The following is a 24,300-nucleotide window of genomic DNA, read 5'->3' on the forward strand; positions in this document are numbered from 1 at the left end:
CACCCCCGGCCCGGCTCGGAGCCGGGCCGGCGGCGCGGGCCGCTGTCAGCGGCAGCCGCAGGAGGCCAGGGCGCCGGCGATCCGGTCGAGGGCCGGTTGCGCCACGCTGGAGTCGGTGGGCACCTGGTCGGCCAGGATCGCGAACGCCAGCAGCCGGCCCTCGGCGGTCGTGACCACGCCGGAGATCGCGTTCACCCCGGAGAGGGTGCCGGTCTTGGCGCGTACGACGCCGGCTCCGGCGGCGCTGCCGGCGGCCGGGCTGCGGAACCGGTGGCTCAGGGTTCCGGACCAGCCGGCGACGGGCAGGCCGCCGAAGATGCCGACCAGTTCCGGGCGGGTGCCACCGGCGGCGAGCATGATCAGGTCGGTGAGGAGGGACGGGGTGAGACGGTTGGTCCGCGACAGGCCGCTGCCGTCGGCGAGTCCGCTCTCCGCCTCGGGCAGCCCGAGTTCGACGAGTACGGCGTCGACGGCGGCCGCACCTCCGGCGAACGAGGCGGGCTGCTGGCGGGCGAGCGCCACCTGCCGGGCCAACGCCTCGGCGATCAGGTTCTCGCTGTCGCTGAGCATGAACTCGACCAGGCGGTACATCGGCGGTGACTGGACCTGACCGAGTTCGGTGCCGGGCGCGATCATGGCGCCCTCCGGACCGGGTCCCGCGGCGGTCGCCGTCGGCGCGGTGCTGACCACCGAACCGCCGCTGGCGTCGGCCGACGGTGTGCCGGGGCCGGTCGGCGCGGTGCCCCGGGCGACGCCCTGGACGGCGGCGGCCGGCATCCCGAGCGCCTTGGCGAAGGCCTGCCCGGCGGCGATGTCCGGGTTGTTCAGCCGCCGGGTGCAGCCGGTGGCGTTCTTCGGGTTGGCGCGGGCGGCGTCGGTCATCAACGCCATGACCGGGCCGCCGCAGCCGCCGGTCGGGATGTCGGAATCCCAGCCGGGCTCGTAGATCGGGCCGGAGTAGAGCGAGGAGTCGACGGTGACCCGGGTCGGGACGGCCCCGCCGAGCGCCGCCTTGACCTGCTCGGCCAACTGGTCGAGGCGGGCCGCGCCCGGGTAGCTGCCGGCGGCGTTCATGGCCAGGGTGGGGTCGCCACCACCGATCAGCACGACCTCGCCGGGCTGGGCGCCGGCCACGGCCCGGGTCGGGATCCGGTAGCCCGGGCCACGCGCGGCGAGCACGGTCAGGCCGGTGACCAGTTTGGTGGTCGACGCCGGAACGGTCAGCGCGTCGGGTCCGCGCTCGTAGAGCACCTCGCCGGTGGCGATGTCGAGCACCGAGATGTTGACCCGGCCGCCCAGTCGCTGCGGGTCGACCAGCGGGTCGACGGCGGCCTGCACGCCGGCCCTGGTCGGCATCGGCGCGTTCGCGGTCACCCCGTCGAGCACCGGCGACGGCATCGGATCCGGTGGGTCGGCGGTCGGCGTCCGGCCGTCGGCGCCGCCGAGCCAGCCGGCGACCGGTCCGGGCCGTACGACGGCCAGTCCGGCCGCCGCGGCCACCAGGACCAGCACCGAGGCGAGTACGGCGACCAGCGGACCCCGACGCCGGCGGCGGGCGGGGACGGGCGGCTCGGCGGGCGGTGGCCCGGCGGCCGGGCGCGGCGCGGGTGGTGGCTGCTGCCCGGCGGCCGGCTCCGGCTGGCCGGGGCGACCCGGCGGTCGCTGGCCGGCGTTCGGCGGGCCGGGTACCTGGTCGAGCGGGATCGCCCAGTTGTCGGGTGCGCCGCCGGCCGGGCGGGCCGGGGCGGGGCGATGTGCGGGCGGCACCGGTGGGGTGGCCGGCGGCCGGGCCGGCGGTCGCGTCGCCTGGTCGAGCGGGATCGACCAGGTCGGCATGTTGACCCGGCCGGTCGGACGCGGTTGCTCCGGCCGGTCGGGCGGCGGCGGGGTCACCTGATCGAGTGGGATCGACCAGGTACGGGGTTCCGGGCGCGGACCATGATCGGCGGGTGGCGGCCCGGGCGGGGAGTGCGGCGCGGCGCCGGGCACCCCGTTTATCGGGATCGACCAGCCCTGCGTCGGGTGGACCGGCACGCTGGCCCGGCCGGTCGGCGGGGGCACCACGGCCCGCCCGCGTGACGTACCGGCGCCGTGCGGAGCCGGTGGCGGTCCGCCGGGGTATCGTCCGGGAGCCGGGTGGGCCGCAGGTCGGGGGCGTCCACCGGTGGTCTGCCCGTCGAAACCCTCGTTGGGGTTCGGCGGCCCGTCCACCGGGCCAGAGTGTGAATCTTGCCTCCCCACCGGCCCCTCCTCCAGATCCGTAACTTGACTACGCGACACTACTTGCGTCCGAACACCTGACGGTGCCCGGACCGAGACGGATGGGGCAACATCCGTCCGGTCGGCGCCGCCTGGTCCGTTAGCCAGCGTGGGCAACGAGGGAGCGTGAAGATGGATTTCGACGTGACGGTTGAGATCCCGAAGGGTCACCGCAACAAATACGAAGTTGACCACGCGACCGGCCGGATCCGGCTGGACCGCACACTCTTCACCTCGACGCAGTACCCCGCCGACTACGGGTTCATCGAGGGAACCCTGGGCGAGGACGGCGACCCGCTGGACGCCCTGGTGCTGGTGCCCGAGCCGACGTTTCCAGGGTGCCTCATCCGGTGCCGCACCATCGGCATGTTCCGGATGACGGACGAAAAAGGTGGCGACGACAAGGTCCTGTGCGTGCCGTTCGAGGACCCGCGGCAGGAGCACCTGCGCGACATCCACCACCTCGGCGAGTTCGACCGGCTGGAGATCCAGCACTTCTTCGAGGTCTACAAGGACCTGGAGCCCGGCAAGTCGGTGGAGGGCGCGACCTGGGTCGGCCGCATCGAGGCCGAGGCGGAGATCCGGGCGTCGTACCGCCGGCACGAGGAAGCCGTGGCCAAGGGCGAAGAGATCCACTGAGTTTTCGCGCTGGTCGAACGCGTGGTCCGGCCGGGCCACGCGTTCGTTTCTTTCCGGACTGTTTCTCGCCGGCCTGTTTCCCGCCGGACTGCTTCCCGCCGGGCGGGTTCTGTCCGGATCCCGTCAGTTGCCGCTCAGCCGAGCAGGTCCCTGGCCTGTGTGTAGAGGCCGAGCACCGCGCAGGCGACCGGCACCAGCGACAGCACCGTAGCCGTGTCGAGCAGGTCGGCCGCCCGGCCCAGGTAGGGCGACGGCGGGCGCCGGGCGTACGTGGCCCCGGCGACCACCGTCAGCAGCGCCAGTGGCAGCCCGCCGACGAGTACCGCGAACCCGACGGCCGGATCCCCGTCGGCCGCCAGTGCCGCCCCGAGCACCCCGAACCCGGCCAGCCCGGCGGCGACCAGGGCGGTCCGCTGCGCCCGGGTCGCGAAGAGCCGCGACCGCAGCAGCAGCGCCGCCGCGGCGACCGCCACCAGCGACCGCCCGGCCCAGCCGGCGGTGACCAGCACCGTCGCGGCCGCGACGGTGAGCAGCGCGTGCCCGACGAGCATTCCGGCGAGCAGTTCCTCGGTACGGGCGACGGCCGAGTGGACCAGCCGCCGGTCGGGCCGCTCGCGGGCAGCGTCCGTCCGGTCGGGCCCGGTGCCCGACCGGTCGGGGGCGGCGTCCGTGGCCGGGAAGCCGTCGACGCCGTCGGCGCTGTCGGTGCCGGACGGCAGCGTGACCGGTGGCATCGGCAGCCGGCCCAGCCGGATGGCCAGTAGTGGCAGCACCCCGATGCCGCACACCAGCAGCACGGTGAGGATCGCCGCCGCGCCGGCGGCGGGCAGGAAGAGGCCGGCGGTGGCGGTGGCCGTGCCCAGCGCTCCGACGAGTACGCCGGCGGCGAAGACCCGCTCGACGGCGGCCACCCCGGCCAGGCCGAGCACCGCGACCACCAGCAGCGCGACGGACGCGGCGAGCAACTCCGGGCCGCCGAGCCAGCGCAGCGGCCCGGGAAGGCCGACCGGGTCCCCGGAGGCGACCAGCAGCGCGCCGCCGGTGAAGCCGTATAGCATCGCGAACCCGCCCAGCGCCGCGCCGCCGACGGCGTCGCCGTACGCCCGTGACGCGACCGTGCCGGCGAGCGTGAGCAGTACGGCGGCGGCGAGCCCGGCGTACGCCCCGACCGGCCAGCCGGGGCCGGCCAGGACGAGGGTGAGCAGCCCGACCGCGAGCGGCACGCCGGCACCGGCGACGGTCGCCGTCCGGGTCGCCCGGGCCGACCAGCCGCCGCCACGCCGGGCCGCGTCGGCGATCACCTCCACGACGTCGTCGTATTCGAGTTCGGGCCACTGGGCGCGGGCGGGCACGAGGTGCAGCACCTCGCCGTCGCGTACCCCCTGGGGTTGCAGGCCCTGACCGGCGGTGAGCGGCGCACCGTCGGTGCGGCGCAGCACCCAACCGCCGTGCCGCTCCCCGGCGTCGGCGAGTCCCTCGCCGGCGTGGCGCAGCAGTTCGGGCAGGAGTTCGGCGAGCGGCAGCCGATCGGGGACGGCGACGTCGACCCGGCGTCGGGGGGTGCTCACGGTGACTCGGGCCAGCCCGGTGCTCATCGGCGGTCCTCCAGACGTCGGGCGTACGGAGTGCGGCGCGGCGGAGCGTGGCGCCGGGAACGCGCGGGCGGCGCCTGGCCCGGCCCGCGGGGTCAGCGCGGACGACGGCACTTTACCTACCATGGGCCGGTCCTGGTGTCCGTGTGACGGGGGGATCATGTCCACCTTGGATCGGTCTGGTGTGGACGGTGCCGGGAGCCGGGCCGACGGCCCGCGACCGGGATGAGCACCGTCGCGTTCCGCCGGCCGGCGCGGCGTCCGGCGCCGGAGATCCCGGCCGGCGAACTGCCCGTGGAGCCGCCGCCGGAGATCCCGCCGGCGACCGGCGGCCGGTGGCAGCAGTTGCTGATGGTGCTGCCGATGCTCGGCGGGGCGGTCGCCATGGCGATGATGTTCGGCCGGGGCGGCGGGGCCTACTCCTACCTGGTCGGTGCCATGTTCGGGGTGTCGTCGCTGGCCATGCTCGCCACCACGTGGGGCAGTGCGACGGGCTCGCCGAAGAAGTCGGAGATGATGACCGCCCGGCGCGAATACCTGCGCCACCTGGCGAGCCTGCGTCGGCGGGTCCGCTCGACCGCCGCCCGGCAGCGGGCCGGCCTGCTTTACCGGCACCCCGACCCGGCCCGGCTGTGGTCCACCATCGACAGTCACCGGCTGTGGGAGCGGCGGCCCACCGACCCGGACTTCGGCGTGGTCCGGATCGGGGTCGGGCCGCAGACGCTGGCCACCCCGCTCGTCCCGCCGGTCACCCGGCCGCTTCCGGACCTGGAGCCGATGACGGCGGGCGCGCTGCGCCGTTTCCTCGACGCGTACTCGGTGGTCCCCGACCTGCCGGTGGCCCTTTCGCTGCGCGGTTTCGCCCGGATCCACCTGCGCGGCCGGCCCCGGCCGGGTGGCGAGGCGCCGGCCGGCACCGAGGCTCGGGCGCTGGCCCGGGCGATGCTGGTCCAGCTCGCCGTCTTCCACGCCCCCGACGACCTGATCGTCGCGGTCTGTGCCGGACCGGAACGGCGTACGGCGTGGGAGTGGGTGAAGTGGCTGCCGCACGCGCTGCACCCGACCCGGACCGACGCGCTCGGCCCGGTCCGCCTGGTCACGAGTGCGGCGACGGAGTTGGAGGGGCTGCTCGACGAGGTGCTCGCCAGCCGGCCGCGGTTCAGTCCGCACGGTCCGGCGGGCGGCGGGCCGCACGTGGTCGTCGTACTCGACGGCGGCGACCTGACCGGTGCGGCGCACCTGGCCGGCGACGGCGTCCACGCGGTCACCGTCCTCGACCTGGACGGCCCGCCACCCCGCCTGCTCGACCGCAGCACTCTCGTGCTCCAGGTCCGGGCCGGCCGGCTCGACACCGACTCGATGGACGGCCCGGCGACGGTCGGCACCGCCGACCGGGTCGATCCGGTCGAGGCCGAGGCCGTCGCCCGCCGGCTCGCGCCGCTGCGCCTGGTCGCCTCGGCGGGAGGCACCCAGGCGGCGCTCGCCGCCGACCCCGGCTTCACCGACCTGGTCGGCATCGGCGACCCGCACCACTTCGCCGTACGGCAGGGCTGGGCACCACGGGCCGACCGGGACCGGTTGCGGGTGCCGATCGGGATCGGTGCCGACGGTGCGCCAATCGAACTCGACCTGAAGGAGTCCGCGCAGGACGGCATGGGGCCGCACGGGCTACTCATCGGCGCGACCGGTTCCGGCAAGTCGGAGGTGTTGCGGACGCTGGTGCTGGCCCTGGCCACCACCCACTCGTCCGAACTGCTCAACTTCGTCCTGGTCGACTTCAAGGGCGGCGCGACGTTCGCCTCGCTCGACCGGCTGCCGCACACCGCGGCGGTGATCACCAACCTCGCCGACGAGCTGCCGCTGGTCGACCGGATGGTCGACGCGATCAACGGCGAGCTGATCCGGCGGCAGGAGCTGCTGCGCCGGGCCGGCAACCACGCCAGCCTGCGCGACTACGAGAAGGCCCGGGCCGCCGGCGCCGCGCTCGCCCCGCTGCCGTCGCTGCTGATCGTCTGCGACGAGTTCTCCGAGCTGCTGTCCGCCAAGCCCGACTTCATCGACCTGTTCGTCCAGATCGGACGGGTCGGCCGCTCGCTCGGGGTGCACCTGCTGCTCGCCTCGCAACGGCTCGAGGAGGGCCGGCTGCGCGGCCTGGACACCCACCTGTCGTACCGGATCGGGCTGCGGACGTTCTCCGCGCTGGAGTCGCGGGCGGTGCTGGGCGTGCCGGACGCGTACGAGCTGCCGCGCTCCCCCGGCCACGGCTACCTGAAGTCCGGCAACACCGAGCCGCTGGTGCGGTTCCGGGCGGCGTACGTCTCCGGTGTGCACCGTACGCCCGGCCGGCCCGGTCCGGCCGGCGAAGGGTCCACCGGGGTACGGGTTCTCGGCTACTCGACGCATCTCGTGCCCGTCGCCGAACCGGTCGCCGCCCCACCGCCCGCGGCCGAGGAGGCCGGCGGAGCGACGCTGCTGGACATCCTGGTGTCCCGACTGGACGGCCAGGGCCCGCCGGCACACCGGGTCTGGCTGCCGCCGCTCGAGCTGTCGCCGGCCCTGGACGAGCTGCTCGGCCCGGTCGGCGTCGACCCGGAGCGCGGCCTGACGGTCGCCAACCCCGACCTGCACGGCGCGCTCCAGGTGCCGGTCGCCCTGATCGACAAGCCGTACGAGCAGCGCCGTGACGTGCTGTGGCTGGCCCTGGACGGGGCGGGCGGCCACGTGGCGGTCGTCGGTGGCCCACGCAGCGGCCGGTCGACGCTGCTGCGGACCCTGGTCAGCGGGCTGGCCCTCACCCACACCCCGGCGCAGGTACAGGTCTACTGCCTCGACTTCGGTGGCGGCACGCTGGCCGCGCTGCGCGACCTGCCGCACGTCGGCGGGGTGGCGGGCCGGCTGGACCCCACCGCGGTACGCCGGACCGTCGGTGACGTGGTGGGGCTGCTCGCGCAACGGGAACGGTTGCTGGCCGAGTTGGGCGTCGACATGGCCGGCTACCGCCGGGTGCGGGCCACGGGCGGTTCGACCGACCCGTACGGCGACGTCTTCCTGGTGGTCGACGGGTGGCTGACCATCCGCAACGAGTTCGAGGACCTGGACGAGGCGCTGACCGACATCGCCACCCGTGGCCTGTCGTACGGGGTGCACCTGGTCGCCGCCGCCGGCCGGTGGATCGACCTCCGGCCGTCCATCCGGGACCTCTTCGGTTCCCGGGTCGAGCTGCGGCTCGGCGAGCCCACCGACTCGTTCGTGTCCCGCCGGGCGGCCGCGAACGTGCCGAAGGAGTCGCCGGGGCGCGGGATCACCACGGACGGCCTGCACCTGCTGGCCGCCCGGCCGGAGCTGGCCGGGTCCGGCGGTGATCCCGGTGCGCTGCCCCGGGCGGTGGCCGGCGCGTGGCCGGGCGAGCCGGCTCCCCGGGTCCGGCTGCTTCCGCCGCGACTGCCGTACGCCGAACTGGACCTGGGCCGCACCGAAGGGCTGCGGCTGCCGATCGGGATCGCCGAGACGGATCTGCGGCCGGTGTCGCTCGACTTCGCCGGTGAGCCGCACCTGCTGGTCTTCGGCGACGCCGAGAGCGGTAAGTCGTCGTTCCTGCGCGCCCTGGCCGCGACCATCACCAGCCGGTTCACCCCCGAGCAGGCCCGGGTGATCCTGGTCGACTACCGGCGCAGCCTGCTCGGCGCGATCCGTACCGAGCACCAGATCGGGTACGGGACGGCGGCGGCGGTCACCGCCGAACTCATCGGCTCGGCGGCGGGCTACATGCGGCGCCGGATGCTCCGCCCGGACGTGACCGAAGAGGAGTTGCGCGACCGGTCATGGTGGACCGGACCGGAGCTGTTCGTCCTGGTGGACGACTACGACCTGGTGGCGACCGGACCGAGCAACCCGCTGGCCGCGCTGGATGAATACCTGCCGCAGGCCCGTGACATCGGCCTGCACCTGGTGCTGGCCCGGCGGACCGGAGGGGCGGCGCGGGCCGCGTACGAGCCGCTCATGCAGCGGTTGCGCGAGTTGTCGTCACCCGGACTCCTGCTGTCCGGGCAACCGGACGAGGGCTCCTTGATCGGAAATGTCCGGGCCACGCCGATGCCACCCGGCCGGGGGCGCCTGGTCACCCGCCGGGAAGGGGTACGCCTGATCCAGCTCGCCTATCTGGCAACCGACTGATTCCTTGGCCACACACGTCCCGTACCGGCCACGGACCGGGTAGCCTCCGTGCATCGATCCGCTGCCGGGGTGGTCGCACCCCGGGTGTGAAAGCCAGGGTGTGACCGGGTTGAGGCGCTGCCACCACAATGCCGTACGGCGCACCGCCGGGGCGGCGCTGCTCGGCCTCCTGAGCCTGCTCGCCGTACCGGTGGCCGCGCCGCCGGCCGGGGTGGGGGCGGGGCAGCCGGTCGCGCTGCCGGTCCGCATCGATCCGGTGCGCGAGCAGCAGTGGCAGCTCGACGCGCTGCGCGCCGACGAGGTGTGGCGGCTGTCGACCGGCGAGGGCGTCACGGTGGCGGTCGTCGACTCCGGAGTGGACGGGTCCCATCCGGACCTGGTGGGTCAGGTGCTGCCCGGCATCGACCTGGTCGCGCGGGACGGTGACGCCGACGCCGCCCCGGTCGCGGGCGCGGGGCAGCACGACCCGGTCGGGCACGGCACCACGGTGGCGGCCCTGATCGCCGGCCGCAACGACGACAACGACGGCGTCGCCGGCCTGGCCCCACGGGCCAGGATCCTGCCGGTACGCGTGCTCGACGAGGAGAACCGCTACGACGACGCGCTCATCGTGGCCCAGGGCGTACGGTGGGCTGTCGACAACGGCGCCCAGGTGATCAACCTGTCGCTGGGCGGTGGCAGTGCCAGCCCGGCCCTCGAAGCCGCGATCGACTACGCGTTCACCCACAACGTCGTGGTGGTCGCGTGCACCGGCAACGTCGCGCCGTCGACGGCCGGCGAGGTCTGGTATCCGGCCCGGGAGCCCGGGGTGATCGCGGTGACCGGTCTGGACCGGGCCACCGACCGGCTCTGGTCCGGCGCGATCACCGGCCCGGAGACGGTGCTCAGCGCGCCGGCGACCGGCCTGCTCGGCGCCCGGCCCGGCGGTTTCTGGCAGGTGCAGGGCACGAGTTTCGCGGCTCCGCTGGTCGCCGCGACAGCGGCGCTGGTCCGTGCCAAGTGGCCGGCGATGTCGGCGGGCGACATCGTGCACCGGCTGACCAGCACGGCCCGTGACCTCGGCGCGCCGGGCCGCGACGACCGGTTCGGGTTCGGTCTGGTCGACCCGCTCGCCGCACTCACCGAGACGGTGCCGGAAGTCGGCCGCAACCAGCTGGACAACAACGAGCGGCCGGGAACCGCCCGCTTCGGCCCGGCGCCCGGCTACGAGACCGGGCCGCCGACCGGCAGCGGCTACGGCGGGCCGGGCCGGTTCGGCGGGGGGCGGGCCACCGGACCCGGTGGCGGATGGGCGGCCACCCCGACCGGCGACACCGACGAACTCGACCGGACGGGAGTCGTCGGCGGCGCGGCCGCGGTGGTGGCGCTGCTGGGCGTCGCGACCCTGCTGGCCTGGCGCCTCGGGTGGCTCCCGGACCGGCGGTCACGACGCCGGGTTGCTCCGGTTTCCGGTGGCCCGGTGTCCGGTCCGCCGCTCTGACCGTCGCCGCCGGTCGACCTCGGTCAGGAGCAGGCTCCGGTGTCGACCGAGCGGGAGCGTTCGACGCCGGCCGCCGCGACCGGCCCGGACTCGGCCGCCGTGACGGCGAATCCGGTGTTGGGGTCGTCGGCGACCGCGGCGAAGATGACGCCCAGCACCTGGCCGTCCGGCCCGATCAGCGGACCGCCGGAGTTGCCGCTGCGGACCAGCGCCCGGATGGTGTAGACCTCGCGGGTCACGTTGCCGGAGTCGTAGATGTCCGGACCGGTGATGTCGCCGACGTCGCGCACCCGGGCCGACTGGGCGTCGTACGGGCCGCCGCGCGGAAAACCGAGCACGATCGCGTCCGCTTCGACCTGGGCCGGCCGGTCCGCGAACGGCATCACCGGAGCGGACAGGCCCGGCACGTAGATCACCGCCAGGTCGCGCTCCGGGTCGTAGACCACGACCCGGCCGTTGTAGCGGCGGTCGTTCAGCTCGACCGAGACGCTACGGGTGCCGGCGACGACGTGCGCGTTGGTCATCACCCGCTCCTCGGCGTAGACGAAGCCGGAGCCTTCGATCCGCCGGGAGCAGCTGGGGGCGCTGCCGAGCACCTTCACCACCGACCGCTGCGCGTTCGCGACCACCTGCGAACCGGCAAGTGCCGGGTCGGGCGGCGACACCTCGCGGGCCCGGGTCGGCGCCAGCCCGCCGAAGACGTCGGGGAAACCGTTGGTGTCGACGGTGTCGCGCAGTGCCTGCGACAGCGCCTGCGCCTGCGCCGGCAGCACCCGGTCGACGGCACCGAGCAGGGCGCTGTGCCGTACCGAGCTGGCCAGCCAGGGCAGCGACGACGAGCCGAGCGGCACCGCGACCAGCCAGGCGACGACGAGCACCGCGACCAGTGACACCAGTGCCCCGCCGACGTCGTCGATCCGCCGGCCGGCCCGGCTGGTGATCGCGTGCCGGATGTGGGAGCCGAGCCAGCCGGCCAGGGTCTGGAAGAGGATGGCCAGGCCGAAGATGGCGATGAGTGCGACCACGACCCGGATGGCGCCGTCCTCGAACCGCTGGGCGAGCAGTGGGCCGACCTGTAGTCCGACCAGGGCGCCGCCGAGGAACCCGGTGAACGACATCACGCCGATGACGAATCCCTGCCGGTAGCCGCTGATCGCGAACAACAGCATGAGCAGTATCAGGACAACATCAACGGCGGACACCTGTCCAGCGTACGGGTGTGTGGCGACCCGGGCCGCGACGTGCGACGGGGCACGCCGGGACCGGTGGCTCAGCCGATCGGGCCGGTCAGCTCGTCGTCGGGCTCGGCGGTCTTCGGCGGGGCCGGCCGCAGCACCGACCGGGGCAGCTCCGTGACGCGGTGCCGGGGCCAGGGTTGCTCCCAGCCACCCATCTCCAGCAGCGCCGCGAGCACTCCGGCGGTGAAACCCCAGACGAGCATCCCGCGGACCTGGAACGCCGGCCCCTGCCAGCCGCTCGGTACCCGTACGGTGAGCCGGTTGGCGGGGTCGACCAGTTCGGCCACCGGCAGCCGGGCGACGTGGGCGACCTCGGCCGGCTCCCGCGGGTGCACCCGATGGGGCCGGTGCCACCAGGCCAGGACCGGGGTGACCACGAAGTTGCTGACCGGGATCCACAGCCGGGGCAGTTCGGCCAGGACGGTGACGCTGGTCGGGTCGAGCCCGACCTCCTCCTCGGCCTCGCGTAGCGCGGTGCCGACCGGCCCGCCGTCGCCCGGGTCGGCGGCACCGCCGGGGAACGCCGGCTGCCCGGCGTGGTTGCGCATCGACGCCGCCCGCTGGAGCAGCAGGACGTCCGGCCCGTGGTCCGGCTCCTCGCCGAGCAGCACGAGCACCGCGCTGGGGCGGCCGGTCGCCGGGGTCGGCAACCGGGTGAAGTCCTCGGTGCGGGCGGTCCGCACCCGGTCGAGCAGCGGGGCGGTCCAACCCGGCGGTGTCCTGGTCACGGGCCTACCACCACGCCGAGGTGCTCTTCGACGAGGGCGGTGAGGGTGGCGTCGTCGAGCGCGCCGGAGATGTCGAGGTGCCGCACCGTGCCCGTGTCGTCGAGGAAGAGGGTCATCGGCACGAAGTTGCGGGCCAGGCCGCGCAGCAGCACCTCGTCCGGGTCGAACAGGTTGGGAAAGGTCAGGCCGTACGTCTCGGCGATGGACACCGCGGCTGCCCGCCGGTCGCGTACGTCGACGCCGACGACGTGCAGTTGTCCAGCCGAACGGTCGGCGAGGCGCTGGAAGGCCGGCAGTTCCTTACGGCACGGCGTGCACCAGGACGCCCACACGTTGATCACCGCAGGCCCCTGGATGCCGGTCATCGCGACCGGCTCGCCGCCGGTGAAGCAGGGCAGCTCGATCTCCGGTAGCTGCGGCACGTCGGCCGCCGGGACGTCCGGCGCGCGGGGTGGGTCGTCGGGGCCGGGCCGTCCGGTCGCCCCGGGGCCAGCGGCGGCCGGTGGTGCGGCGAGCCCGGCGCAGGCCGCGAACGGGGCGGGCGTCGGATCCGGGGAGACGTCGGGGTCGCCGGCTGTGCAGCCGGCCACGAGTAGGGCGACCGGTGCCAGCAGCCCGGCCAGCCATCGGCGACCCGGCGTCGCGCGTGCCGGCCGCCTCACGGTACGTCGGCGGCCGCCGCCTGCGCCGGCACCAGGTCAGGGTCGACCCCGGCCGCGGCCGCGAGGTCACGGGCGCGGGGCCCCTTGAGGAGCTTGGCGGCGGTCGGGTCGGTGGGGCCGGTGCCGTACGCCGGGCAGAGGCTGGCGAGCGTGCAGGCGCCACAGGCCGGCTTGCGGGCGTGGCAGACCCGGCGGCCGTGGAAGATCACCCGATGCGACAGCATGGTCCAGTCGCGCTTCTCGATCAGGGCGCCGACCGCGTGTTCGATCTTGACCGGGTCGGTCTCGTCGGTCCATTCCCAGCGCCGGACCAACCGCTGGAAGTGGGTGTCGACGGTGATGCCGGGGACGTCGAAGGCGTTGCCGAGGATGACGTTGGCGGTCTTGCGGCCGATGCCGGGCAGGGTGACCAGGTCGGTGAGGCGGCCCGGCACCTCGCCGTCGTACCGCTCGACCAGCGCCTGCCCCAGGTTGATCAGCGACGTCGTCTTGTTGCGGAAGAAGCCGGTCGGCTTGATCAGCTGCTCCAGCTCGGCGCGGTCCGCCGCGGCGTAGTCGGCGGCCGTCGGGTAGCGGGCGAACAGCTTCGGGGTGACCTCGTTGACCCGCTTGTCGGTGCACTGCGCGGAAAGGATCGTGGCCACCGCGAGCTGGAGCGCGTTGCCGTGGTCGAGTTCGCAGTGTGCGTCGGGGTGTGTCTCGGTGAGGACCCTTGCCATCCGCCGGGCCCGCCGCTTACGGGCCAGTTCGGTCTCGACTTTCCGGGTGCGGCGGGTCGGTTCGGCCTTCCGGGCGGCTTCGGCGCCACGGACCGGCCGGGCATTGGTCAGGCTCACGCTGGCCAGCGTACGTCGCCCGGCTGACACCCGAGGTCAACCACCGGCCGGCGGGGTGATCCGGCCCTCGCCGTCGAGGGTCGGCGCGGTGGTCGGGAAGTCGGACTCGCACAGGCCGCGCACCAGGTCGAGGCCACGCTTCCGGTCGTCCATGGTCGGCAATCCGGACCCGTTCATGATGGTCGAGATCAACTGCCCGTCGGACCAGGTGCCGTCGGCGGTCATCGACACCTTGAGCACCGCGCCGTAGCCGAGCCGCCCGCTGCCGTTGAGGGTGCCGCCACCCCCGGCGAAGTTGCCGAGGCTGTAGGCGATCAGCCGCCCCTTGTAGAACTCCAGCGCCCGCATCACGTGTGGCCCGTGGCCCACCACGAGGTCGGCGCCGGCGTCGATGACGGCGTGGGAGAACTTGATCGGGTCGCCCCGGTTCTCGCCGAGGAACATCTCCGTGCCCGGCTTGACCCTGGTCCGGTCCGCCCCCTCGGCGCCCATGTGCACCTGCACCACGACCAGGTCGGCCTGGGCGGCCGCCTCCTCGACGATCTCGGTGGCCTTCTCGATGTTGACCAGGTTGTTGGTCCACGAGTACGGCGTGAAGCCGAGGACCGCGACCTTGACGCCGTCTACGTCGGCGATCGTGATCTGGCCGGCCCGGCCGGTGTGCTGCATCCCGTGCTCTTCGAGGGCCCGGGTCGTGTTCTCGTAACCGGCCTGGCCGTAGTCGTAGCCGTGGTTGTTGGCGAGGTTGAGCAGGTCGAAGCCGGCGTCGCGCAGGTGGGCGGCGTACGACGGCGGGGCCCGGAACGCGTGACAGCCGGAGGAGCCCGCACCGCACTTGGTGGTGCCGGTGTCCTCGGTCAGCGGCTCTTCCAGATTGCCCATCACCAGGTCGGCGACGAGCGCCTCCTTGACCGGGTCGAAGAAGCCCTGGCCACCGTTGGGCGGCAGCCGGTTGGGCGCGTTGCCCATGACGATGTCGCCGGTCGCCGACATGCTGATCACTTTGGGGGCGGGTTCGGTGGCACTGGGCACGGGCGCGCCGGAGGGGTCCCCGCCGGCCGAGGCGGACCCCTGCCAGACCGACGGCGCGGGCGCGCTGCGGGTCGCGGTGAACGCTGCGAATCCACTCAGACCAATGCCGACCAGGACAACCAGGACAGCCCCGAAGGCGACTATCGGGCTCTCCGAGAAGACCTGTCCCAGCCGGCTACGCCGGCGCGGTTCCTGGTGGGCGCTATACATAACGCGCAGACCCTACCCGGCGGACGGGGTGTGCGACGACGGCCGTACGGATGAGGTGGTTCAGCGTTCGTGCCGCACCGACCACGGCACCTCGGTCCGCGAATCAGGCCCGCCGGCGCGTACCGCGTGGTGTGCCGCCCGGGCCAGCGGCGCACCCCAGCGGGACCGGGGGCCGCCGTAGGGTTCGGCCGGGCCGTCGGACGGGCAGAGCACGGTCACCGCGTCGGTGGCGGTGCCGGTGGCCTCGACGCCGATCTCCCAGAGCGCCTGCGACTTCGCCTCGGTGACGGTGGCGACCGCGTTCACCAGTGCGGCCTCACTCAACCTGGCCGGCACCCAGGCGACGATGTTGACGGTTCCGACCCGCGCCGGGGCCTCCTCGTCGGCCGCCGCGGCCCAGGTCGGGCTGCCCAGGCCGACGGTCGCCCAGATCCGTACGCCGGCGTCGGCCGCGTCGACGACCCGGGCGACGTCGACGCCGGTGAGCAGCCCGACGCCGGGCCCGCGCAGGCCGAGCTGGTCGGCGAGCCCGGTCAGGTGGACGTCGGGGTCGTCCCGCCGGTACGAGATCGGCACGGTCGCGTTGACCACCCACTCCCGTACGCCGATCCCGCCGCCGAGCGGCGCCGAACTGATCGCGAGCCGGGGCCGGGACAGTCGCCAGACGAGCAGCGGTACGTCCAAACCTTCTTCGGATCTCGCGGCGAGGGTGGGCGCGGAGGGCATCGGACGATGCTACGGCGGCCGGACTCGGAGGCAATAGTGCCTGGCCGAGGGGGATGTATCGTAGCGGCGTCCGGGGTCGGGTGGGTTACGCTCCGGACTCAAGATTTCAAGGGGCGCACGTCCGGTTTCCGAGCGGCGTCCGCCTAGACTGACTGCGCGCGACGTGCGCGCAGGCGGAGGTGCGCGATGGACGAGGTACTGGCCCGCAGCGGGATCTTCCAGGGCGTCGACCCGGAAGCGGCCGAGGCGCTCGCCAAGGAGATGGAGACGATCGAGGCCCGTAAGGGCGAGATCGTGTTCAACGAGGGAGAGCCCGGCGACAGTCTGTATATCGTGCTCAGCGGCAAGATCAAGGTGGGTCGGCGGGCGGCCGACGGCCGGCAGAACCTGATCGCCGTGATGGGTCCGTCCGACATGGTCGGCGAACTGTCGCTCTTCGATCCCGGCCCGCGCACCGCGACCGCCACCGCCGTCACCGACACCAGGCTGGTCCGGCTGCGCAAGCAGGCCCTGCGGCCGTGGCTCAACAACCGGCCGGAGATCGCCGAGCAGTTGCTGCGGGTACTCGCCCGCAGGCTGCGCCGGACGAACGACAACCTCGCCGACCTGATCTTCACCGACGTGCCCGGCCGGGTCGCCAAGAACCTGCTCCAGATGGCCGGCCGGTTCGGCACCCGGGACGGCGGCGTGCTGCGGGTGACCCACGACCTGACCCAGGAGGAGATCGCCCAGCTCGTCGGCGCCTCCCGCGAGACGGTCAACAAGGCACTGGCCGACTTCGCCTCGCGCGGCTGGCTCCGCCTCGACGGCAAGAGCATCATCATTCTCGACCCGGAGCGCCTGGCCCGCCGCGCCCGCGTCTGAGAACTCCGCGTCGGCGGGGGACGACCGTGGTCGTCCCCCGCCGATGTGTCTCAGGCGGCGGCCGTCGCCTGTGCGATCTGGGAAACCCGCTGGGGCGAGATGCCGAGCATCCGGCCGGCGTCCCGCACCGTGTAGCCGTCGGCGAGAAGTTCGCGTACGGCCTCGGCGGTGGCCCGCTCTGCGGCAAGATCCGCCTCGCGGGCCGCCCGCCGGGCGACGAGGGCATGCGAGACCTTCGGCGGCAGTTGCGGACTGACTTCCAACTCGAAGCTGTCCGGAGCCACGTCCAGCATCAGCGCGATGGCCTCACGCGCCATCGCCTCCACCTGATCAAGCCGGCGGGCCTGGCTGTGCACCCCTTTGATCTCCGGAATGCTGATGGCCCACCAATTGCCAGAGCGGGTGCACACTGCCGTGAACCTGGTCATCGTGTCCCTGCCTTCGTCCGCCTGCCCGTTGCTGAGCAGTCTAGGTACCTAGACAGAATAAGTAGAGCCGCCTAGACATCGTAGCTCAGATCTAAACAAGCAGGCTTGACTGTTTGTTTCTGAGCATGGACGCTCTTTGGCATGGCTGCCGCCGTACCTCGGGCTCCCCAGCAGGAGCGCAGCCGTGCCACCCGGGCGCGGCTGCTGGAGGCGACCGTCGAATGCCTCGTCGAACGGGGCTGGTCGGGTACGACGACGACGCTGGTCGCGACCCGCGCCGGCGTGTCCCGGGGCGCCCAGTTGCACCACTACCCGACCAAGGCGGCGCTGGTCATGGCCGCCGTCGAGCATCTGGCCGACCGCCGGGCCGCCGAGATCCGGGCCGAGGCGCGGGCCCTGCCCACCGGGCCGAACCGGCTCGACCGGGTGGTCGACATGCTCGCTGCCGCGTTCACCGGGCCGCTGTTCGTCGCCGCCCTGGAGGTCTGGGTCGCCGCCCGCACCGACGCCGAGCTGCGCGCGGCGCTGGTGCCTCTGGAGGCGCGGGTCGGCCGGGAGATGCACCGGCTGACCGTCGAACTGCTCGGCGCCGACGAGCGCCGGCCCGGCGTACGCGAGGCGGTGCAGGCCACCCTCGACCTGTTGCGTGGCCTCGGCGTCGCCAACCTGCTCACCGACGACTCGGCCCGGCGGGCCGCCCTGCTCGCCGCGTGGAAACAGCAACTCAAGGGGATCGTGAACCGCTGACCGGAGGCCGCATGATCAGGATCGGCAACGCGTCGGGCTTCTACGGCGACCGCTTCGCGGCCTGGCGGGAGATGCTCGACGCCGGCCAGCTCGACGTGCTGACCGGCGACTACCTCGCCGAACTGACCATGCTGATCCTCGGCCGGGACCGGCGTAAAGATCCGTCGCTGGGATACGCGAAGACGTTCCTGCGCCAGATGGAGGACTGCCTCGGCACCGCGCTCGACCGGGGCGTACGGATCGTCACGAACGCCGGCGGGCTGAACCCGGCCGGGCTGGCGGACGCGCTCGCGGGGCTCGCCGACCGGCTCGGCGTGCCGGCCCGGATCGGGTACGTCACCGGCGACGCACTCGACCGCCCCGGCGCGCTGACCGCCAACGCCTACCTGGGCGCGTTCGGGATCGCCGAGTGCCTGACGGCCGGCGCGGACGTGGTGGTGACCGGCCGGGTCACCGACGCGTCGCTGGTCGTCGGACCGGCCGTGGCCCACTTCGGCTGGACCCGTGACGACCTCGCCGCGCTGGCCGGCGCGACGGTCGCCGGGCACCTGCTGGAGTGCGGGACACAGGTGACCGGCGGCAACTTCAGTTTCTTCACCGAGTTGCCGGACGGCGGCCACCGGCCCGGCTTCCCGATCGCCGAGGTGCACGCCGACGGCTCCTCGGTGATCACGAAGCATCCGGGCACCGGCGGGGCGGTGACGGTCGAGACGGTGACCGCGCAACTGCTCTACGAGATCGGCGGCCCCGACTACGTCGGCCCCGACGTGGTCACCCGCCTCGACACGGTCACCCTCACCGCCGAGGGCCCGGACCGGGTACGCGTCGACGGCGTACGCGGCACCCCACCGCCGCCGACGCTCAAGGTCGGGGTCAACACGCTGGGCGGGTTCCGCAACTCGATGACGTTCGTGCTGTGCGGGCTGGACGTGCCGGCGAAGGCGGCCCTCGTACGCGGCCAACTGGAGGCGGCACTCGGCCGGGACGGGCTGGAGTTCACGCTGGCGCGTACGGACCATGTGGACGCGGCGGACACAGAGACGGCGAGTGCGCTGCTGCACGTACACCTGCGCGACGCGGACCCGAAACGGGCCGGGCGGGTGTTCTCGGCCGCCGCGGTGGAACTGGCACTGGCCTCCTATCCGGGCTGCACCCTGACGACACCGCCCGGCGACGCGACCCCGTACGGGGTGTTCACATCGGACACCGCTTCCCAGGACGGGGTCCCTCATCTGGCAGTCCTCCCCGACGGCTCTCGGATCCCCATCCCCCCACCCCCCAAGATCCCCGTGATCAGGGATCAGGACCCGCGTGTCGTCGGCGAGTCGACCACCCAACTCCCTGATCACCACGATCTTGGCGAAGGCGGTGGCAGCAAGGGCGGGCGCGGCAGCGGGCGGCGGGGGGCGCTCGGGGAGGTGGTCGGGGCGCGGTCCGGCGACAAGGGCGGTGACGCCAACCTCGGGGTATGGGCGCGAACCGAGGCCACCCACGCCTGGCTGCGCGACTGGTTGACGGTCGACCGGCTGCGGGAGTTGCTGCCGGAGACCGCCGGACTCGACGTCGAGCGCCATGAGTTGCCCAACCTGCGCGCGGTCAACTTCGTCGTACGTGGCCTGCTCGGTCAGGGGGTCTCCGCGTCGACCCGGTTCGATCCGCAGGCCAAGGCGCTCGGCGAACTGCTCCGGTCCCGGATCGTCGAACTGCCGTGACCGGGCGACGACTGACCGCATGGGAGAACGACGGCGGTCGAACTCGGTCAGACATATCTCCAATACGCCGCGATCCGTGTCGCTCCGGGCGAGACGCTCGTTACGGAGGTGGCATTGACGGAGAACATCGCCGTCGCGGCGGCATCGCGAAGGGCATGGGGTTGTGACGTGACTGTCCTCGATACGGCCATCGATCCGCGTACCCAGGCTTATCTGGAGAACCGGGGGGCGATGCTGGAACGGCTCGCCGAACTGGACGCCGTGCTGGAGACGGCCCGCGCGGGCGGCGGCGAGAAGTACACCACCCGCCACCATGCCCGTGGCCGGCTGCTTCCCCGCGAGCGGATCGAGTTGCTGGTCGACGAGGATTCACCGTTTCTGGAGCTGTCGCCGGTGGCCGGCTGGGGCACCGACCATCCGATCGGGAGTGTGGTCACCGGGATCGGGGTGGTCGAGGGCGTCGAATGCGTGCTGATCGCCAACGACCCGACCGTCCGCGGCGGCGCGGTCAACCCGTACTCGTTGCGCAAGACCCGGCGGGCCGGGGAGATCGCGCTCGCCAACCGCCTGCCGCTGGTCAACCTGGTGGAGTCCGGCGGCGCCGACCTGCCCAGCCAGTCGGAGATCTTCATCCCGGGTGGCCAGATCTTCCGCGACCTGACCCGACTCTCGGCGGCCCGGATCCCGACGATCTCGGTCGTCTTCGGAAACGCGACCGCCGGCGGCGCGTACGTGCCCGGCATGTCCGACTACACGATCATGGTCCGGGGGCAGGCGAAGGTGTTCCTGGCCGGTCCACCGCTGGTGCGGATGGCCACCGGCGAGACCACCGACGAGGAGTCGCTCGGCGGGGCGGCGATGCACGCCGGCCGGTCCGGGCTGGCCGACTTCCTCGCCGAGGACGAGCGCGACGGCCTGCGGCTGGCCCGGCAGTGCGTACGCCGGCTGAACTGGCGCAAGCTCGGGCCCGGGCCGCGCACGGCGTCGGTGAACCTGCCGAAGCACGACGCGGAGGACCTGCTCGCGGTGGCCAGCGCCGACCTGCGGGTGCCGTTCGACCCGCGTGAGGTGCTGGCCCGGGTGCTCGACGGCTCGGAGTTCGACGAGTTCAAGCCGGCGTACGGCAGCGCGCTGGTCACCGGCTGGGGCGAGCTGCACGGCTATCCGGTCGGGGTGCTGGCGAACGCCCGCGGGGTGCTGTTCTCGGAGGAGTCGCAGAAGGCGACCCAGTTCATCCAGCTCGCCAACGCCGCCGACACGCCGCTGGTGTTCCTGCAGAACACGACCGGCTACATGGTCGGCGCCGAGTACGAGCAGCGCGGCATCATCAAGCACGGCGCCCAGATGATCAACGCGGTGGCGAACTCGACGGTGCCGCACCTGACGGTCAACCTCGGGGCGTCGTACGGCGCGGGCAACTACGGCATGTGCGGGCGGGCGTACGACCCGAGGTTCCTGTTCACCTGGCCGAACGCGAAGTCGGCGGTGATGGGGCCGGCGCAGTTGTCCGGGGTGCTGTCGATCGTGGCCCGGCAGGCGGCGCAGGCCCGGGGCCAGCGGTTCGACGAGGAGGCCGACCTGGCGATGCGGCGGGCAGTGGAGCAGCAGATCGAGTCGGAGTCGGCGGCGCTGTTCCTGTCCGGCCGGCTCTACGACGACGGGGTGATCGATCCCCGGGACACCCGTACCGTGCTCGGGTTCTGCCTGTCCGCTATCCATAATGGACCGATCAGGGGCGCCGAGGGCTTCGGCGTCTTCCGGATGTGAGGACCCGATGATCCGCAGACTCCTCGTGGCCAACCGGGGCGAGATCGCCCAGCGGGTCTTCGCCACCTGCCGGCTGATCGGCATCGAGACCGTCGCCGTCTTCTCCGACGCCGACGCCGACTCGCCGCACGTCGCCGAGGCCGACTACGCCGTACACCTGCCGGGAAACGCGCCGACCGCCACGTACCTGCGGGGTGACCTGATCATCGGCGCGGCCCGGCGGACCGGGGCCGACGCGATCCACCCCGGCTACGGCTTCCTCGCCGAGAACGCCGCCTTCGCCGCCGCGGTCGCCGACGCCGGCCTGACCTGGGTCGGCCCGCCCGCGAAGGTGATCGCGGTGATGGGCTCGAAGGTCGAGGCGAAGGCGGTGGTCGCCGAGGCGGGCGTGCCGGTGCTGCCCAGTTTCGCCGACCCCGACCAGGTCACCGAGTTCCCGGTGCTGGTCAAGGCGTCGGCGGGCGGTGGTGGCCGTGGCATGCGGATCGTCCACGACGCCGACTCGCTGGCCGAGGCGGTCGCGTCCGCCCGCCGCGAGGCGGCCGCCGCGTTCGGCGACGGCACCGTCTACGTCGAGCGCTACGTCGAGCGGGCCCGGCACATCGAGGTGCAGGTCTTCGCCGACGCCCAGGGCAACGTGGTCCCGTTCGGCGAGCGGGAGTGCTCGATCCAACGCCGGCACCAGAAGATCATCGAGGAGACGCCGTCGCCGGTGGTGACCCCGGCGATGCGCGAGGAACTGTGCGCCGCCGCGGTGGCGACCGTACGCGCCGTCGGCTACGTCGGTGCCGGCACCGTCGAGTTCCTGCTCACGCCGTCCGGCGAGTTCTTCTTCCTGGAGATGAACACCCGGCTCCAGGTCGAGCACGCGATCACCGAGTGCGTGTCCGGCTTCGACCTGGTCCGGCTGCAACTGCTGGTCGCCGAGGGCGCCACCCTGCCGATGGCCGGTCCGCCGCCGATCCGCGGCCACGCCATCGAGGTACGGATCTGCGCCGAGGACCCGGCCTTCGCCTGGCAGCCGTCGACCGGCACCCTGCACCGGTTCCACGTGCCCGACGTGTCCGGGCGGTTCCGGCCACTGGTCCAGCCCGGCCTGCGGCTCGACTCCGGGGTGCGCGACGGCTCCGTGGTCGGGGTCCACTACGACTCGATGCTGGCGAAGCTGGTGGCCTGGGCGCCGTCCCGGCACGAGGCGGCCCGGCTGCTCGCCGCCGCGCTGAGCCGGACCGAGATCCACGGTGTGGTCACCAACCGCGATCTGCTGGTCCGGGTGCTGCGGCACCCGTCGTTCCGGTCCGGTGGTTTCGACACCGGATTCCTCGACCGGCATCCGGAGGTCTTCGCCCCGCTGCTGTCGTCGGTCGACGCGGTACGGATGTCGTGCCTGGCCGCCGCGCTCGCCGGGGCCGCGCGGCGGCGGGCGACCGCGCCGGTGCTCGCCTCGCTCCCGTCCGGCTGGCGCAACGTCGTGTCGGCCGCGCAGATCGTCCGGTACGACGGGCCGGCCGGCCCGGTCGAGGTCGGCTACCGGCTGGACCGCTCCGGCGAGCTGGCGAACTGGTGGGTCCGCGCGATCGACCCCGACGACTACGACCTGACCGGCACCGGCCAGCCGCCGGTCACCGACGACCACCCGCCGATCGCCGTGGTCCGCGCCGACCCGGACCGGGTGGTGCTCGACGTCAACGGCATCCGGCTGTCCCTGGACGTCAACCGGGTCGGTGACGTGTCGTACGTGGACAGTCCGGAGGGGTCGGTCGCGCTGACCGCGCTGCCCCGTTTCCCGCGGCCGACCCCGGAACTGGAGGACGGTTCGCTGGTCGCCCCGCTGCCCGGCACGGTCGGCCGGGTGCTCGTCGACATCGGCCAGCGGGTCCGGGCCGGCGAGCTGCTGCTGACGCTGGAGGCGATGAAGCTCGAACACCCCGTACACGCCCCGTCGGCCGGGGTCGTCGCCACCCTGCCGGTCAGCGCCGGCCGGCAGGTCGACACCGGCACCGTGCTGGCGGTGATCGCCCCGCCCGACTAGCCAGGAGGCCCCCTCATGGACTTCGACCTCACCCCCGAGCAGGCACAGCTGCGCGACGCCGTACGGGCCCTCGGCCGCTCGTACGGCCACGGCTACTACGTGGCCCGGGCGAAGGCCGGCGAACCGACCACCGAGCTGTGGGCCGACGCCGGCCGGCTCGGCTATCTCGGGGTCAGCGTGCCCGAGGAGTACGGCGGCGGTGGCGGCGGCATCACCGAGCTGTCGATCGTCTGCGAGGAGCTGGCGGCGGCCGGCTGCCCGCTGCTGCTGCTCGTGGTGTCGCCGGCCATCGTGGCCACGATCGTCGCCCGGCACGGCACCGAGGGGCAGCGCAAACGGTTCCTGCCCGGGATCGCCGACGGCTCGCTCAAGGTGGCCTTCGCGATCACCGAACCGGAGGCGGGGTCGAACTTCCACAAGCTGGGGACGGTGGCCCGCCGCGACGGCGACGACTGGCTGCTGTCCGGGCGCAAGTGCTTCATCTCCGGGGTCGACGAGGCGTCGTACGTGCTGGTCGTGGCCCGTACCGCCGATGCGGCGACCGGCCGGCTGCGGCCGGCGCTGTTCCTGGTGCCGACCGACGCGGCCGGCCTGACCAGGTCGAAGCTGGAGATGGAGATCGTGTCACCGGAGAACCAGTGGCTGCTCTACCTCGACGACGTCCGGGTGCCGGCCGACGCGCTGGTCGGCGACGAGGAGACCGGGCTGCCGGCGCTGTTCACCGGCCTCAACCCGGAGCGGATCACGGTCGCCGCGATGAGTGCCGGCACGGCCCGGTACGCGCTGGAGCGGGCCTCCACCTATACCGCGACCCGGCAGGTCTGGGGCCGGCCGGTCGGCGCGCACCAGGGCGTGTCGCACCCGCTGGCCCACGCGGCGGTGCAGGTCGAACTGGCCCGCCTCATGATCGCCAAGGCGGCGGGGCTCTACGACGCGGGCCGGGACGTGGAGGCGGGCGTGGCCGCCAACCTCGCCAAGTACGCCTCGGCCGAGGCCGCGGCGCTCGCCGTCGACACCGCCGTGCAGGCCCTGGGCGGCAACGGCATGACCACCGAGTACGGCGTCGCCACGCTGCTCGGCGCGGTGCGAGCGACCCGGATCGCGCCGGTCAGCCGGGAGATGATCCTCAACTTCGTGGCCCAGCACGTGCTCGCCCAGCCGAAGTCGTACTGATC

General features: G+C 73.5%; 18 protein-coding genes. 9 read left to right on the top strand and 9 right to left on the bottom strand.

Going from position 1 to position 24,300, the window contains the following annotated elements:
• Positions 1-45: 45 nt before the first annotated feature.
• Positions 46-1,533, bottom strand: a complete 1,488-nt coding sequence (gene dacB / locus AB0M79_RS31965; RefSeq protein ID WP_364221172.1) for a D-alanyl-D-alanine carboxypeptidase/D-alanyl-D-alanine-endopeptidase — start codon at positions 1,531-1,533, stop codon at positions 46-48.
• Positions 1,534-2,391: 858 nt separating this feature from the next.
• Between dacB and AB0M79_RS31970 the strand changes: the two genes are divergently transcribed.
• Positions 2,392-2,898, top strand: coding sequence for an inorganic diphosphatase (locus AB0M79_RS31970; protein WP_357535288.1), 507 nt, complete (start codon positions 2,392-2,394; stop codon positions 2,896-2,898).
• Between the two features lie 134 nt (positions 2,899-3,032).
• Here the strand turns inward: AB0M79_RS31970 and eccD are convergent, their stop codons facing one another.
• Positions 3,033-4,493: a type VII secretion integral membrane protein EccD gene (gene eccD / locus AB0M79_RS31975; RefSeq protein ID WP_364221067.1), complete on the bottom strand. Its 1,461-nt coding sequence runs from the start codon at positions 4,491-4,493 to the stop codon at positions 3,033-3,035.
• Between the two features lie 222 nt (positions 4,494-4,715).
• On the opposite strand from eccD, the gene eccCa reads away from it, so the two are divergent.
• Positions 4,716-8,663, top strand: a complete 3,948-nt coding sequence (gene eccCa, locus AB0M79_RS31980; RefSeq protein WP_364221070.1) for a type VII secretion protein EccCa — start codon at positions 4,716-4,718, stop codon at positions 8,661-8,663.
• Positions 8,664-8,763: 100 nt separating this feature from the next.
• Positions 8,764-10,143, top strand: a complete 1,380-nt coding sequence (gene mycP / locus AB0M79_RS31985) for a type VII secretion-associated serine protease mycosin (protein ID WP_364221073.1) — start codon at positions 8,764-8,766, stop codon at positions 10,141-10,143.
• Between the two features lie 23 nt (positions 10,144-10,166).
• On the opposite strand, the gene AB0M79_RS31990 is transcribed toward mycP, so the two are convergent.
• From AB0M79_RS31990 to AB0M79_RS32015, 6 genes are all read right to left on the bottom strand, one after another.
• Positions 10,167-11,345 carry a MarP family serine protease gene (locus tag AB0M79_RS31990; RefSeq protein ID WP_364221076.1) on the bottom strand — a complete coding sequence of 393 codons (1,179 nt, stop codon included), beginning with the start codon at positions 11,343-11,345 and terminating at the stop codon, positions 10,167-10,169.
• A 68-nt stretch (positions 11,346-11,413) separates the two neighbouring features.
• A complete protein-coding gene (locus AB0M79_RS31995) occupies positions 11,414-12,109 on the bottom strand; it encodes a CoA pyrophosphatase (RefSeq protein ID WP_364221079.1) in 696 nt (231 codons plus the stop codon).
• Positions 12,106-12,771: a TlpA disulfide reductase family protein gene (locus AB0M79_RS32000; protein WP_364221082.1), complete on the bottom strand. Its 666-nt coding sequence runs from the start codon at positions 12,769-12,771 to the stop codon at positions 12,106-12,108. The genes AB0M79_RS31995 and AB0M79_RS32000 overlap by 4 nt, the downstream gene beginning before the upstream one ends.
• Positions 12,768-13,517 carry an endonuclease III gene (nth, locus tag AB0M79_RS32005; RefSeq protein WP_364221175.1) on the bottom strand — a complete coding sequence of 250 codons (750 nt, stop codon included), beginning with the start codon at positions 13,515-13,517 and terminating at the stop codon, positions 12,768-12,770. The genes AB0M79_RS32000 and nth overlap by 4 nt, the downstream gene beginning before the upstream one ends.
• A 126-nt stretch (positions 13,518-13,643) precedes the next feature.
• Entirely contained in the window at positions 13,644-14,744 is a 1,101-nt protein-coding gene (locus AB0M79_RS32010) for a CapA family protein (protein WP_364221178.1), read from the bottom strand.
• A gap of 165 nt (positions 14,745-14,909) precedes the next feature.
• The gene (locus AB0M79_RS32015; RefSeq protein WP_364221084.1) at positions 14,910-15,575 is read right to left on the bottom strand and encodes an adenosylcobinamide amidohydrolase; all 666 of its coding nucleotides are present in this window, start codon (positions 15,573-15,575) and stop codon (positions 14,910-14,912) included.
• A 186-nt stretch (positions 15,576-15,761) separates the two neighbouring features.
• On the opposite strand from AB0M79_RS32015, the gene AB0M79_RS32020 reads away from it, so the two are divergent.
• Positions 15,762-16,439: a Crp/Fnr family transcriptional regulator gene (locus AB0M79_RS32020; RefSeq protein ID WP_212825719.1), complete on the top strand. Its 678-nt coding sequence runs from the start codon at positions 15,762-15,764 to the stop codon at positions 16,437-16,439.
• 50 nt (positions 16,440-16,489) lie between these two features.
• On the opposite strand, the gene AB0M79_RS32025 is transcribed toward AB0M79_RS32020, so the two are convergent.
• Complete coding sequence (locus tag AB0M79_RS32025; RefSeq protein WP_364221087.1) at positions 16,490-16,756, bottom strand: hypothetical protein; 267 nt, start codon at positions 16,754-16,756, stop codon at positions 16,490-16,492.
• Positions 16,757-17,008: 252 nt separating this feature from the next.
• On the opposite strand from AB0M79_RS32025, the gene AB0M79_RS32030 reads away from it, so the two are divergent.
• The 5 genes from AB0M79_RS32030 to AB0M79_RS32050 all read left to right on the top strand — a co-directional run bounded on the left by AB0M79_RS32030 (position 17,009) and on the right by AB0M79_RS32050 (position 24,298).
• Complete coding sequence (locus AB0M79_RS32030) at positions 17,009-17,614, top strand: TetR/AcrR family transcriptional regulator (protein WP_364221090.1); 606 nt, start codon at positions 17,009-17,011, stop codon at positions 17,612-17,614.
• An 11-nt stretch (positions 17,615-17,625) separates the two neighbouring features.
• Positions 17,626-19,326, top strand: a complete 1,701-nt coding sequence (locus AB0M79_RS32035) for an acyclic terpene utilization AtuA family protein (protein WP_364221093.1) — start codon at positions 17,626-17,628, stop codon at positions 19,324-19,326.
• A 168-nt stretch (positions 19,327-19,494) separates the two neighbouring features.
• Entirely contained in the window at positions 19,495-21,093 is a 1,599-nt protein-coding gene (locus tag AB0M79_RS32040) for a carboxyl transferase domain-containing protein (protein WP_364221096.1), read from the top strand.
• Positions 21,094-21,100: 7 nt separating this feature from the next.
• A complete protein-coding gene (locus AB0M79_RS32045; protein ID WP_364221099.1) occupies positions 21,101-23,125 on the top strand; it encodes a biotin carboxylase N-terminal domain-containing protein in 2,025 nt (674 codons plus the stop codon).
• 15 nt (positions 23,126-23,140) lie between these two features.
• Positions 23,141-24,298, top strand: a complete 1,158-nt coding sequence (locus AB0M79_RS32050) for an acyl-CoA dehydrogenase (RefSeq protein WP_357538668.1) — start codon at positions 23,141-23,143, stop codon at positions 24,296-24,298.
• The last annotated feature ends 2 nt before the right edge of the window (positions 24,299-24,300 follow it).

It is taken from the genome of Polymorphospora sp. NPDC051019 (assembly GCF_040683055.1).
GTDB classification, from domain to species: domain Bacteria; phylum Actinomycetota; class Actinomycetes; order Mycobacteriales; family Micromonosporaceae; genus Polymorphospora; species Polymorphospora lycopeni.

Coding starts and splice junctions, on each gene's coding strand:
- AB0M79_RS32030 (WP_364221090.1), top strand. CDS start 17,009: ATGGCTGCCGCCGTACCTCGGGCTCCCCAGCAGGAGCGCAGCCGTGCC.
- eccCa (WP_364221070.1), top strand. CDS start 4,716: ATGAGCACCGTCGCGTTCCGCCGGCCGGCGCGGCGTCCGGCGCCGGAG.
- AB0M79_RS32015 (WP_364221084.1), bottom strand. CDS start 15,575: ATGCCCTCCGCGCCCACCCTCGCCGCGAGATCCGAAGAAGGTTTGGAC.
- AB0M79_RS32025 (WP_364221087.1), bottom strand. CDS start 16,756: ATGGCGCGTGAGGCCATCGCGCTGATGCTGGACGTGGCTCCGGACAGC.
- AB0M79_RS32035 (WP_364221093.1), top strand. CDS start 17,626: ATGATCAGGATCGGCAACGCGTCGGGCTTCTACGGCGACCGCTTCGCG.
- eccD (WP_364221067.1), bottom strand. CDS start 4,493: ATGAGCACCGGGCTGGCCCGAGTCACCGTGAGCACCCCCCGACGCCGG.
- AB0M79_RS31970 (WP_357535288.1), top strand. CDS start 2,392: ATGGATTTCGACGTGACGGTTGAGATCCCGAAGGGTCACCGCAACAAA.
- AB0M79_RS32050 (WP_357538668.1), top strand. CDS start 23,141: ATGGACTTCGACCTCACCCCCGAGCAGGCACAGCTGCGCGACGCCGTA.
- AB0M79_RS32045 (WP_364221099.1), top strand. CDS start 21,101: ATGATCCGCAGACTCCTCGTGGCCAACCGGGGCGAGATCGCCCAGCGG.
- AB0M79_RS32020 (WP_212825719.1), top strand. CDS start 15,762: ATGGACGAGGTACTGGCCCGCAGCGGGATCTTCCAGGGCGTCGACCCG.